The following is a 14,613-nucleotide window of genomic DNA, read 5'->3' as shown; positions in this document are numbered from 1 at the left end:
ACCCCTGCCTCATCTAAAGTTCACAAGACTGTTTCTCTATTTTTATGATGGACTATTTCTTTAATTAGCTGTGCATTTCGGGCGGCACATTCTTTGTTTTTGAACATGTCGGCGTGCTGACCATAGCCTTGATATTGTCGATAAGCGCCGGTCGTCGCAGTTTCCCAATGTTCCATCCATTCTGGTATCGCAATGTTTTCTTCGGATTGGATGAAATCAATGTTTGCTTGTATCTCTCCTTGGTTCACCCCCTTAACAAAAGTTTCATAGTAAGCCCTCGTTTTTTGAGCAAGCGCGTCTTGAATGAGCTCCGCTTGGGCAAGTTCACTTTGCTTCGACTGATGGACGATCGCTGCAATATCGTCATCAATGGATCGTCCTTCTAAATCACTTTCTCCTATTTTCTTATAGGAATCGATCATGATGACTTTTTCGACGGTCCGCCCTGCTTGTTCGAGCGATTGAACAAGCTCAAAGGCTAGGTAGCACCCGCCAGAGTAACCCATCAAAGTCAGCGGTCCTTCAGGCTGAAGGTGCTGGATATGCTGAACGTATTGCGTGATTCGGTGATCAGCTTCAATAAAGTCAAAGGCGATCAAACGAACACCATCGAGCGTTTTTGCGGCTTCCTGATAGATAAAGCCATAGCCTGGTAATGGGGGTAGAGCAAAGACTGTTGGCGTTTGAGATTCATTGAATACAAGATAGCCGGCTGCTTCCTGATCCTGCTGTTGAATATAACGGCTGATTGCTTCAATGGTAGGCGTCTCAAACAGCAAGTGAATAGGCACCTGAACATCGAATTCCTTCGACATCTTGGATAAAAGCGACATCGCTTTTAATGAATGCCCGCCAAGCTCAAAGAAATGGTCATCTGTGCTGATATCTTCTCGTTCAAGCACTTCCCGCCACATCACAAGTAGCTTTTGTTCTACCTCATTTACCGGAAGCTTCACATGACGGTTTCCTTGAGGCACCTCTGGCTTTGGCAGCTGACGTTTATCAACCTTTCCATTTGGCGTAAGTGGTATTTTCTCAAGTCTGATCAGGTCATGAGGCTGCATGTAAGCCGGAAGTTTTTCCTTCAGCCCTGATTTGATCACATCCAGTTTATCCTTCCACTCCTCCTCACACGTCATGTAGGCGAGCAGCCTTGTATGCTGCGTGTTATGCTGATCAGCTATAAGAGCCGCTTGTTTTACACCTGGATGCATGAGAAGGTGGGCTTCAATTTCTGTCAGCTCAATTCGGTGACCGCGAATTTTCACCTGATCATCCACTCTGCCTGCATACTCAATCAAACCGTCCGTTCGAAAATAAGCCAAGTCTCCTGTACGATACAGCCTTTCTCCCGCAGCAAATGGATGCGCGATAAAGGCTTGTTTTGTCAGATCAGGACGATTCAAATACCCCTTCGCAAGCCCTTTGCCGCTCAGACAAAGCTCTCCGACCATTCCAATCGGCTGAAGCTGCCTGTGCTGACTCAATATATAAGCACCCGTCTGGTTGAGCGGCTTTCCGATTGGAATCGAACGCGCTTCCATCGGCAGAGCCTCATCGACTGGATAATAAGTGGCGAATACTGTTGATTCGGTTGGGCCGTAGACATTGATGAGTCTGCCTTTCCCCATGACAGCAAAAGCTTTCCTCACATGCTGTACCGATGCCCGCTCTCCTCCGAATAGCACCTTGCGCACACTACGCATCCAGTCGGTTTCTTCATCAACAAGGAGATTAAATAATGCCGTTGGAACAAACATGACAGAAATGTTTTCCCTTTTAATCAATCCCGTCAGCTCGCCCATGTTTAAAATGGTCTCTTTTTTCGGCAAGACAAGCTTCGCTCCGTTTAAAAGTGCGCCATACACATCAAATGTAAAGCCATCAAATACGCTGTTGGATAATGACAGCAGTGTATCTGTTTCTGAAATGGTTAAGTAGTTTGTATTTTTGACCACCCGGGCAATATTGGAATGGGTCGTCATGATGCCTTTTGGCTGACCTGTTGTACCAGACGTATACATGATGTAAGCCGTATCGTGTAAGCCTGCTTCAAGCGGCAGATTCTCTGAGCTCATCAGTGAAATTTCTTGATCATCTGCAAACAGATACTTTCCATCAAACGCAAGTCCCTTCACTTGACCGATAAAGGATGAGTGAGTCAGTAGATGCGTTGCTCCGCTGTCTTTAAGCATGTATTGAATGCGGCTTTCTGGATAATCGGGATCAATTGGCACATAGATTGCACCTGCTTTTAAGACAGCAAGTAGACTGACAATCAGTTCAGGCGTGCGGCCCGCTAAAATGGCGATGACCGTTTGATGCGTGACCCCATTTTTTTGCAAATGTCTTGCCAATCGGTTAGCTTGTTCATTCAGCTCCGCATATGTCATCGTGTGCTCACCTGCTGATAATGCGACCGCATTCGGTTGTTTGCGGACATTATGCTCAAACCATTTCGACAAATATAGCTGGTCATGCTCAAGCTCGGGCGCATTCCATTCCTCAAGAATCAGCTGCTTTTCCTGTTTCGTGACAAGTGTAAGTGTATGAACCGATTGATCAGGATGCTTGATCGCCTCGCTCATCAATAAACTCAGCTGCTCCTTTAACCGTTGAACAAATTGAGGATCAAATGCTTTTTTGTTAAAGGCCAGCTTCAATTGCAATTGTTCTCCTGGTGATGCCAGCAAATTGAGATCATAGTTCGATTTTTCATACACATTCATGTTTTCCACAGTAAATCCTAACCGCGCCTCTTGCTCGTCCTTCTTTGCGGCTGGGACATTTTCAAACACGACAATATGATCAATGAGTGGCTGATGACCTGTCTTTGCCTGAATATCATAAATCGGAATATATTGATGCGGCTCGGCTGCAAGAGACTGCTGCTGCGTTTCTGACAGAAGAGAACGGAATGTCATGTCATCTGTCAGCTGAATTCTTCTTGGGATGACATTGATGAACAAGCCAACCATTCTGTCAACACCAGCCAAATCTGCCGGACGTCCCGACACAACCGTGCCAAACAGCACATCATTTGACCGCTGATATCTGCTCAGCAGAATTGACCAGACCGATTGCAGCACACTGCTTAACGTCGCATTTTGCTGGAACGCTAACTCTGATAAAGCAGCTGTTTCTCCCTTGCTCATCGACCATTCCAATTCGCCTAATTCATGTTCATTCGTTTGCTTTCTCTGTTCTTTAAAGGTAGATTGTCCATCAAACCCGGCTAATGATTGCTGCCAATATTGAAGTGATGCTTGTTTATCTTGTTTTTCAAGCCATTGAATATATTCTTTGTACGGTTTAACCGGTTCCAGTTTGTAAGGGATGTCATGTAAAAGGGCATGATAAATCGTAAATAACTCCTGCACCACAAGCCCAAAGCACCAGCCATCAAGAAGGATATGATGATAGCTCCATATCCAGCGATAGCTGGCAGGGCCCGTTTGGAAAACTGTTGCCCGCATGAGAGCATCCTTCGAAAGGTCAAATCCTCTCAGGCGATCCTGTTGTTTAAATGTCTCAAGACGTACAAGCTGTTCGTCTTCAGAAAGATTCTGCATGTCCACCACATCAAGCGTAAAAGGACGTTTCTTCAGCACAACTTGGACAGGGCGCTTCACTTTTTCGTGGAGAAATACGGTACGAAAAATATCGTACCGCTCCACGATGACATTCATGCTTTTCTCAAGTAAGTCATGACGCAGTGTGCCCTTTACGTTCATATCCATTTGCTCTACATAAAAGCCCTTTTCTTGGTGATGGAGGGTATGAAACAGCATGCCTTCTTGCATCGGTGACAGATAATACATGTCTTGAACTTGATCCCTTTTAAATGAACTCATCTATTTCATCCTCCCTTCCCGTTTTTATGACTGATCTCATGTTGTTAGGTCAATTTCTCCTCAAGCATGTCAAATATATCGTCCATTTCATCCATTTCAAGGTCACCAGCAGAGAAATCACTTGGCGTAAATTCTCGTTCGTGCTGTGCTAAACAATGAGTCATGATGGATTGGATTTTTTCTTTTAGCAATGCCATGAACTGCTGTATCGTCTGTTCTTCATATTCATCTGTACAATAGGAACACGACAACATGAATCGATTGTGTTGAACAAGACCACTGAGATTCAGCTTATAGACAGCTTCTGAATCAGAGCTTGCTTGTCGTCCCATATCATAGGCGGACGGTCTAAAGAGTTCTGTCGTCACTTCCTGATCAATCTGCCCCAGATAGTTCAAGCTGATTTCAGGCTGTACATGCTGTCCTGACGATTCAGTGGCTGTGAGGTATTTTAAAATCCCGTAGCCGATCCCTTTATTCGGGACACGCCGCAGCATCTCTTTCGTTCCTTTAATAGCCTCAGCTACGGTCTGATCCGGCTTTGCTTTCAGTACGACTGGGTACATACTCGTAAACCATCCAACCGTGCGGGAGACATCCAGCCCTGATAAAATATCCTCTCTTCCATGACCTTCAAGCTGCACATGTACATGGGATTCACCTGTCCACTCCTGAACGGCAAGACCGAGCGCACATAGAAGAATATCGTTCATTTCCGTTGTGTACGGTAGATGAATGTCTGTTAAAAGATGCTCGGTTTCAGACTCTGAAAGCTGCATCTGTACTGCTTTTGTTTGAGCAACTTTTCTTTTCGTTACTTCATGATCAACAGGTAAAGTGGTCATTGGGGTCCTGTCAATCTCATTCCAGTACTCACTTTGGCTTTTTAACGGCTTAGACTGTGCGTATCGTTCGATCGCCTCTGCCCATTCTTTAAAGGAGTGGGTTTTAGGCGGTAGGACGAGCGTTTGTCCTTGGGCAGCCTGTTGATAAAGAGACATAAAGTCCTCTAGTAAAATTCGGCATGAGACACCATCAATAACAAGATGGTGTGTCACGATAAGTAAGTGATCGCCATCTTTTGCACGGAAACAGATCACTTTCATGAGCGGACCTGTTTCGAGGTTCAGCTGACGCTGATACTCGTTGGCATAGGTGGAAATGGCTTTTTTCACGTCGTGCTCTTTAGAGACATCATGAGAAATAACCGCAATCGGTTCAGTGAGCTCCCGCTGATTGTATTGCAGGATGCCGCCATCCTCTTGCCTGTATACCATGCGCAGTGCATCATGATGTGAAAGTAATTTCTGCATCACTTGTTCTGTCATCAAAAGGTCAAATCCATTTGGCGCATGAAGCATCATCGAGAGATTCCAATGATGCTGGTCAGTGAATGTTCGTTCAAAGAACCAGCGTTGAATTGGAGTCAACATGACTTCCCCTTCAACCGATGATTGGTTGGCTGTCAGTTGATCAGCTTCTTCGATATATGGGCGCAGCTCGGCAATGGTTGGGTACTGGAATAATAGCTTCATATCAAGCTTCCAGCCCGCTTGTGTGAGCCTGCTTGCCATTTGAATGCCTTTAATCGAATCTCCGCCAAGGAAGAAGAAGTGATCGTGAATGCCGACTTGGCTGACGCCAAGCACGTCTTCCCAAATGCCGCATAGTAGTGTTTCCACTTCGTCTCTTGGCGCTTCGTATGCTGTTTGGTTCGCTTCCATATCAGGTGCTGGCAATGCTTTCAGATCGACCTTGCCATTTGCCGTCATCGGCAGTTGGTCAAGCTTAATGATCCATGAAGGCACCATATAGTCTGGCAACGTGCGTTTTAAGCTTTCTTTTAAGTCTTCTGTTTCATTCTCCGTGATGACATATGCGGCAAGGGCATCCTGTTCACTGGCATCTTTGACCGTTGTCACGACTGCTTCTTTGACTGAATTCAGTTCAAGAAGCTGAGCTTCAATTTCTGACAGCTCAATCCGGAAGCCGCGGATGTTGACCTGATGGTCTTTTCTGCCGAGATAGATTAGCTCGCCATCCTCTGTCCATTTCACTAAGTCGCCTGTCAGGTACATACGCTCACCTGGATAAAATGGATCTGGGACAAAGCTTTTCTCTGTTTCCTCCGGAAGATTCCAGTACCCTCTTGCCAGTCCTTTTCCTGCGATCACAAGCTCACCCGGTACGCCTGGCGGCGAGAGGTCATATAACGAACCCATAATGTAAAAACGGGTATTGGCAATCGCTGTTCCGATCGGAAGCGTGCCTTGATCTGGATCGATGATCCCGCTTGTCGCCACGACGGTGTTTTCTGTCGGACCGTAGTTATTCACGAGTTGATATGGAACTGGTTTTACCTGTTTCAGCTTGTCTCCTCCTGTTAGTAAGTAACGCAAGGAGTGATTGTCCATCGACATAAACTGCTCGCATAGCTGAGTTGGCAGGAATGCAATGGTGATATTTTCGTCATTGAAATACGCATTGAGCTTGATCATATCGAGACGAATCGCTTCATCAATGATGTGCAGCTCTGCGCCGGCGATCCATGTCGGGAACATTTCCCAAATGGAAGCGTCAAAGCCAAAGCCGGCATATTTGGCGGTTCGGTCCGCGTTTGTCACTTGGAAGGCATCATTGTGCCAGAACGCAAGATTGACAAGAGAATGGTGCTCAACCATGACACCCTTCGGCTGTCCTGTCGTTCCAGATGTGTAAATCATATAGGCGAGATCTGTTGGTTTGACATGAACCTGAATTTCTTGTGCTTCGCCTTCTACGGCATCTTCTATCAACAGGACATGACCTGCAAAGGAAGTTGGTGCAGTTAATCCTTTTTGCATGAGAAGCACCTCTGCCCCGCAGTCTTCCAGCATGTAGGCAATACGCTGATCCGGATAATCCGCATCAATTGGAACGAATGTCGCACCTGACTTCAGGACGCCAAGGACGGCTGCCGTCATGTCAAGGGACGGACGGGTGAGAATGCCGACGCGGTCTCCTCTTTTTATGCCGTTTGAGATGAGCCTTGAAGCGACTGTATTTGCCCGATTGTTCAGTTCCTCATACGTCCAGCTCGTTCCGCGGAAGGTCGCCGCTTTTTGATGAGGTGTCTGGTATGCCTTAGCCTCAATCAGTGCATGAACCGTTTGATCTGACGGTACATGTAGCACAGGGCCTGACCATTCATTGATCAGTTCTTGTTTTTCCTCTTCATTTAAGATCGAAAGCGATGAAATTGGTTCATTTAGCTTCGCCAGCATCTCGTCTATGATTTGTTCATAATATCGACTCCAACGCTGAATGGTCTTCTTTTTAAACAGCGCCGTTGCATATTCAAAGCGTAAGCCCACTTTGTTCTTTTCTTCGAATATACCGAGCGTTACATCAAATTTTGCATGAACTGTCTCTTGCTGTTTTTGCGAAAGCTTGAATCCATTTAGTTTCGGTAACGTCATATCACGGTCATCCGTTGTCAGCATGACACTAAACAATGGGTTGCGGCTAGTGTCTTTCGGAAGATCTAACTGTGCTACCAATTCCTCAAACGGAAATTCTTGATGTTCATAGGCTGATAGACTTCGATCTTTCATTTTTTCAAGCAATTGTGCTGTCGTTTCCTCGAGCTGCACTTCATGTCGAAGAGCCAGTGTATTCACAAACATGCCTGGAACCCGTTCGATTGAAGCATGTGTACGTCCTGCTGTGACAGCGCCTATAACGATATCTGTCTGCCCAGTTAATTTGGAAAGGAAAATAGCAAATGCCGTTTGCATGACCATGTTCATGCTTACACCTTTTTCAGCCATGAGTGCTTTAATGGTCTGCACCTTCTCAGGAGATAACCATCTATCGACTCGGTCTCCTTCAAATGACTGGACATGAGGGCGCGGAAAATCAAGTGGCAGTGCCAAATCTTCAGGTGGCTCTGCGTATTGCTCCAGCCAATATTGACGCTGTTTCTGGAGCAGCGCTTGCTGCTTTTCTTCCTGCTGCCACACCGCATAATCCTTGTAGTGCAGCTGAACTGGCGGTAACGTCTTTTTCTCATACAGCTCTGCCAATTCTTGAATGAGCAGACTGCGTGTGACACCATCTGCGATGATATGGTGCATATCCATCATGAACACATATTTTTCTTCAGAAAACTTCGCCACCTTTGCCCTCATTAATGGTGCTTGATGTAATGAGAATGGGGTGATGAATGCGTCTATGACAGGTTGCTCATGACCTTTCTCTACTTCAACAACCTCTAACGTAAACGGCACTCGGCGATACACTTTTTGAACGGGTACGCCGTCAATTTCTACAAAGGCTGTCCGCAATGATTCATGTCGTTCGATCAAGGCTTGCAGCGCTTCTTCTAGCTGCTTTACATCTAGACTGCCTTCCATCATCAATACGGCAGGCATATGGTAAGTCACTGCTTCTGGATGCAGCTGCTGCAACACATACATCCGCTTTTGAGCAGAAGAGACAGGATAGAAATCTTGCTTCTCCGCCGGCTGAATGGATGTCATGTCCGAGGAACCCACTTCTTCTAAATAAGCTGCCATAGCGCGTATCGTTGGCTTTTCAAAAAGGACTTTGAGCGGCACATGCTTGTTCAGCTTGGCTTGCATTTTTGAAATGAGCACCATGCCTTTGAGGGAATGACCTCCCAATTCAAAGAAGTGATCATGCACACCTATTTGTTCAACCGCAAGTACTTCTGACCAAATATCGCAAAGCGTCTGCTCAAGTGCCGTTTTTGGTGCTACATGCACCGCGCGATTCATATGCACCTCGTGCGGAAGCGGCAGAGACTTCGCATCTACCTTTCCGTTTTGCGCGAGCGGGATGTGGTCGACTTTGACAAAGTACGTTGGGATCATATAATCCGGCAGTGTCTCCGCAAGCTTTTCTCTAAACGTCAGTGTTCCAATCGGTTCAGGCGACGTGTAATAGAGTGCAAGCTCTGGTAAACGGGACATATGAAGTACTTTGACATACACCTCTTGAATGGATAATCGTGCACGTGCGGCATGCTCAATTTCCTGCTTCTCAATACGATAGCCGCGGATTTTCACCTGATCATCTATTCTTCCGAGAAATTCAATGTCTCCATTTGCATGCTGTCTGACCAAATCTCCTGTACGATACATCCGTTCTTCAGAAAAATACGGATTTTCTAGAAAACGCTCTGTCGTTAATTCAGGCTGATTCAAATACCCTCTCGATACGCCTTCCCCTGATATATAAAGCTCTCCAGGTGCGCCATAAGGGACGAGGCGCTGCTGACGATTGAGTACGAGCGCTCTTGTATGAGCAATTGGCTGCCCGATCACAGAGCGATCCTTGAGTGTGCCTTGCTCTTGCTTTGTGATCAGCTTGGTCACAGTTCCAATGGTTGTCTCTGTCGGGCCGTAGTGGTTCATCACAGCCACACATGGATGCTGCTCCATAAATGTCTCAACGTCCTCAGAGACAATCGATTCTCCTCCAAGTATGACAAGGCGTAAAGCGTTAAATGCATGATCCTTCGAATCTGCCATCATATGAAATAAGGATGGTGTCATTTTGATATAAGTCAGCTCTTGTTCATCAATTAAACGCATGAGTCGTACCGGGTCTGTATACACATCTTCACGAGGCACATACAGGGTTCCTCCTGCCTTTAAGACAGGGAAAATGCTTGTGTAACCAAGATCATATGCATAAGAAGAAAGAAGTGCCGTCCGATCGCATTCTTGCAATGTCACCTCATTTGTCAGCCAGTTAACGTAGTGTGATAGATTACGATGCGTGAGCTGAACACCCTTCGGTTTTCCTGTTGTCCCAGATGTGTAAATCACATACGAAAGTTGATTGGCTGATGCTTCCGGTAAATCTAACATGCGGCTTTGAAGTACTGCTTTTTCAACCTGCACGACCTGAATCGACTTGTGATGTTGATAGGACCCTGCAAGAGACTCATTTGTTACGATCACTTGTGCACCTGAATCTTCTAACGTGTAATTGATACGTTCCGCAGGGAAGGCCGGATCAATTGGCACAAATGCACCTCCTGCTTTCATCACACCAAGCATTGAAACGATGACATAGACAGAGCGATCAAGAATCAGCGCTACAGTCTTTTCTTTCTCGACGCCACGTATCTTCAGTTCACTGCCAAGCGCATTTGACATGTCTTCCAGCTCGCCGTAAGTGAGCTTCCGTTGATCATCCATCACCGCAATGGCATCTGGTGTTTCCTTTGCCTGACGTGAAAATTGGACGTGGAAAGGCTCATGATGATTTGTTTGCACTTCGTCTTTTTTCTCCAACCGCTCTATTTGCTCATGCTGTTCAAGAATAGGGAGCAAGCCGATCTGTTCCTCCGGGTGTTGGACCGCTTCATGAATAATCGCCAGAAGATGCGTTCCGAATCTGCGGACCGTCTCTTCTTTAAATAACGCCGCTGCATAGTCAAAGCTCAGCTTTAATGCTCCCTCTCGTTCAAATGCTTCTAGAGACAAATCAAATTTGACTGAGTGATGCTGTATGGCATAAGGCGAAATGTGCAGGTCGCCGAGCTTTAGCGCGGGAACCTCCATGTTCTGCATGTTAAATGACACGCTAAAGAGCGGGCTTCGGGTTGTATCACGATCTAACGGAAGAAGTGCAATTAACTCTTCAAGCGGATAGCTTTGATGAGCAAAAGCATCAACACTCGTTTCTTTTATTTCTTCAAGCAGCTGTAAAAATGTCTTTGTTTGCTCTGGTTTTCCGCGCATCGCAACGGTGTTGATAAACATCCCCGGCATGTCCTGTATATCAGGATGTGTCCGTCCTGCAACAGGGGAACCAACGATGATATCTTCCTGACCGCTATAGGTGGCAAGCAGCACCTGAAAAGCAGATAACAAGAACATGTACATGGTCGTATCTGTTTTCTGAAGCAGGTCATGAATCCGCTGAGTCGTCGCTTGATCACAGCCAAACATGAATCGTTCTCCTGAAAAATCACGTTCCGCTGGACGCGAGAAATCAGTTGGCAGCTCTAATACTGGCAAGTCTCCTTCGAATTGCTTCAGCCAATAGGCTTCATGCTCCTTCTGTTTCTCCGTCTCTTCTTCACTTAACTGCCAGACAGCGTAATCTTTATAATGAATGGCTCTTTCTGCAAGAGCTTCGCCATCATAGGCCTTCGCCAAATCTTGTATGAACGTCTTCATGGAGCTGCCATCTGTAATGAGATGATGTGCTTCCAAGACGAGAAGATGACGGTTTTCACTGACCTTCAACAACTGGGCTCGTAATAAAGGCGCAGCTGTTAAATCAAATGGTGATTGATGTTCAGAAAGAAATGCCTCCGCCTCTTCTTCCTTGATATCATGAACAGGAAGGTCAAATCCCGTCCATTCATTCACTCTTTGAACAATGTCTTCTCCATTCATATGAAAACTCGTTCTTAGGATTTCATGCGTTTGGATCAACTGATCGAACGCTGATTTGAGCCGCTGATATTCGAGTGTTCCTTCAAGCGTTAAGACGATTGGAATATGATAATTCGTACTCTCTGGTTCGAGTGTCTGCAAAATGTATAAACGGCGCTGAGCTGGTGATACCGGATACTCGTCCGCCTGCTCTGCTGGTAAAATCGGATGCCCCATTTCTTCTTGACCATCCTGATCGATATATGCCGCTAATGAACGAATCGTCGGCTTCTCAAAAATCACTTGAATCGGCATTTCCTTTTGAAGCACCTCTTGAATCTTCGCGGACATCATCATCGCTTTAAGAGAGTGCCCGCCAGCCATGAAGAAATGTTCATCTACTCCTACCGTTTTTCCAAGAAGCTCCTCCCAAATTTGAGCGAGTGCCTTTTCTGTCTCTGTCTCAGGCTGAATGATTTCCTTTTTCTCCTGATACGCTTCGTCCGGCTTTGGTAAAGCTTTTCGATCTACCTTGCCGTTCGATGTGAGCATAAAAGCATCCAGCTTCATCACATGGTGCGGCACCATATAAGCTGGGAGCTCTTGATTAAATAAATCTCGCACTTCTTCTTCTGTCATTGTCCCTGTGAAGTAAGCAGTGATTTCCTTTTCATCTGAGGAAAACGAATGGACAAGCACAACCGCATCATCTATGCCCGCTTTTTGTTGAAGCACTGATTCAATTTCACCAAGCTCAATACGGAAGCCTCGAATTTTCACCTGATCATCTGTCCGGCCGAGGAATTCGATTTGGCCATCCGCGCCATACCGAGCCAAATCACCTGTTCGATACAAACGGCCTGACGGCTTAAAAGGATCTGCCATGAATACTTGATTGGTCAAATCTGGACGATGGAGATATCCTCTTGCGACACCATCCCCGCCAACATACAGCTCTCCTGGCGCTCCAATTGGCTGCAATCGTTGATCACCATCTAAAATATAAGCCGACGAATGGTTAATCGGCTGGCCAATTGGAATTGGACCCGTTTCATCTCCTCTTACTTCGTAAATGGTCGAGATGGTTGTATTTTCTGTTGGACCATAGGCATTCAGCAAGACAAGTGCTGGATGATGCTGTTTCACAAGCTCCGCACTCTTCACATTGATCACGTCACCGCCTGTAATTAATGTGGTTAATCCTTTGAACATTTGTGGCCGCTGCTGAGCGAGCTGATTAAATAATCCAGTCGTTAAAAAGAGCGTCGTGATCTGATGTGTTTGGATAAATTGTTCAAATCGATGAATATCCAATAAAGTATCGCGGTCAACAGGATACAGCGTCGCCCCACCCAGCAGCGTGGTAAAGATTTCAAAGGTAATGGCGTCAAAGCTGACGGCCCCTGTATGAGCCATACGATCCGACTTATTCAAGCCTAATTTCTCCTGAGAGCAAGCCAATCTCACAATATGCTGATGCTCAATTTGAACCCCTTTTGGCTGTCCAGTTGATCCCGATGTATACATGATATACGCCAAGTGAGATGGAGACGTCCTGACTGATACATCCATGTGTGAGTGATGAGGCTGACTCGTCACATGTACAGCCTTGATCTGTTCATCAACTGGCGGCGGACTATCAGCATGAAGCAAAATGGATGCGCCACTGTCCTCAAGCATAAATCGGATTCTTTCTTCAGGCTGCGAAGGATCAATCGGCACATAAGCTGCCCCTGCGTGCAGAACTGCTAAAATGGCAATCACCGCATCAGCTGATCGGTTCATATACACTGCAACAGCATCTCCTGGCTGTACGCCTTTCTCAATAAGACTGCCAGCTAAACGACTGATTTCTTGTCCGAGCTCCTCGTACGTGAATGTTTGATCGCCTTCAACTAATGCCAGATGGTCAGGCTGCGCCTTCACACGTTCATTGAGCAGCTCAGGAATAGACAGATGCTTCGGATAATCTCGCTCCGTCTGATTCCACGCTTTGATCTGCTGCTTCTCCTCTTCCGTGATACACGTCACGTCCTGAAGGCGTACTTCAGGGTTTTGGATGATTTGCTTCATGAGATTGGTTAGATGTTTCGATATGTTTTCAATGATCTTTTCTTCAAAAGCTATGGCGTTGTATTTGATTTTCAATGTCCATGTTTCACCTGGATACACAAGGATATTTAGGTCAAAATTCGTTTGTTCAAATCCGTCCTTTACATCAATGGAAAAACCAAGACGTGCAGACATGGTGTCACCAGACAGCTCCTGATCTAAAGGATAGTTCTCAAACCCAACCAAATGATCAAAAAGCTGCCCTCCAGCAGCTGTCTTCTGCTGAATGTCATAAAGCGGCATAAAATCATAGTTTTCCGCTTCCAGTGCGTGCTGCTGAACCTTTTGAAACAGCTGTTTAAACGTCTGTTTCTGATCCAATGTCACTCGAACGGGTATCGTATTGATAAACAGCCCTGCCATGCGCTCAATTCCAGATACACTTGGAGGTCTGCCCGATACAACGGTGCCGAATGTGACGTCATCAGCTGCATGATAGGTGCCTAAAAGAACAGACCAGACAGCCTGAAACAGGTTCGGGGCTGTCACTTGGCATTGTCTTGCTACATTTTGAATGGCTTGTACCGTTTGAGCATCCCATGTAAACGTCCATTCCTGATGGTCGTATTGTCCGTTCGCTTCTTTTTGCTGCAGCAGCCCTTGATGCTGAACCGCTCCATCTAGACGCTCCTGCCAATAGCTTTCCGCTTCTTGTTTATTTTGCTTTCCAAGCCACTGGATATAATCTGCATAAGGCTTACCCTGTGAGCGATCCGGCGTTCGACCGTTCCGAAAAGATTCATAGTAATGAAACAGTTTTTTCATTAAAACACCCATGGACCAACCATCCATGATGATGTGATGGTTGCTCCAAATTAGATGCCAATTTGTTTCATTTAGTTGAAAAACAGCGACCTTCAATAACAGATCATTTGTTAAATGAAATCCTTGCTTTCTCACTTGTTTTTTATATTGATCCAATACCTTTTGCTGCTCTTGATGATTCAGATGTGATAGATCCTCTCGATACACATCGAGATGACGTTCAGCAAGTACAACCTGACGAGGCTTTTGTAATTGTTGATAAACAAAGGCTGTACGGAGAATGTCATATGTCCGTATGAGCTCATTGAGACTTTTTTCAAAAAGAGCGTGATCAAATTCTCCGCTTATTCCAAGCTCAAGCTGTGTGAAATAAGAGGAGGAATTAGGGTCTAGCATGGCATGATACAGCATGCCCTCCTGCATGGGTGTTAAAGGATATACCTTTTGAATCTTCTGCTTGCTCATATGTCCACCTCTTCGTTTGC

Annotated in this window: 2 protein-coding genes; both read right to left on the bottom strand. The window is 45.8% G+C overall.

The features are described 5' to 3' along the window. Positions 1-20 precede the first annotated feature (20 nt). On the bottom strand, positions 21-3,854 hold the full coding sequence (locus NSQ36_RS02040) for an amino acid adenylation domain-containing protein (protein ID WP_339206606.1): 3,834 nt from the start codon (positions 3,852-3,854) through the stop codon (positions 21-23). A gap of 44 nt (positions 3,855-3,898) precedes the next feature. Further along, positions 3,899-14,593, bottom strand: a complete 10,695-nt coding sequence (locus NSQ36_RS02035) for an amino acid adenylation domain-containing protein (RefSeq protein WP_339206604.1) — start codon at positions 14,591-14,593, stop codon at positions 3,899-3,901. Between the last annotated feature and the right edge of the window lie 20 nt (positions 14,594-14,613).

This window comes from Bacillus sp. FSL W8-1143 (genome assembly GCF_037965155.1).
Lineage (GTDB): Bacteria > Bacillota > Bacilli > Bacillales > Bacillaceae > Bacillus > Bacillus pumilus.
The sequence above is the reverse complement of the archived record's forward strand: the minus strand, read 5'-3'. Positions and strand labels throughout refer to the sequence as shown.

What these genes read in the sequence shown, in the direction of transcription:
- NSQ36_RS02040 (WP_339206606.1), bottom strand. Translation starts at nt 3,854, where the DNA reads ATGAGTTCATTTAAAAGGGATCAAGTTCAAGACATGTATTATCTGTCA.
- NSQ36_RS02035 (WP_339206604.1), bottom strand. Translation starts at nt 14,593, where the DNA reads ATGAGCAAGCAGAAGATTCAAAAGGTATATCCTTTAACACCCATGCAG.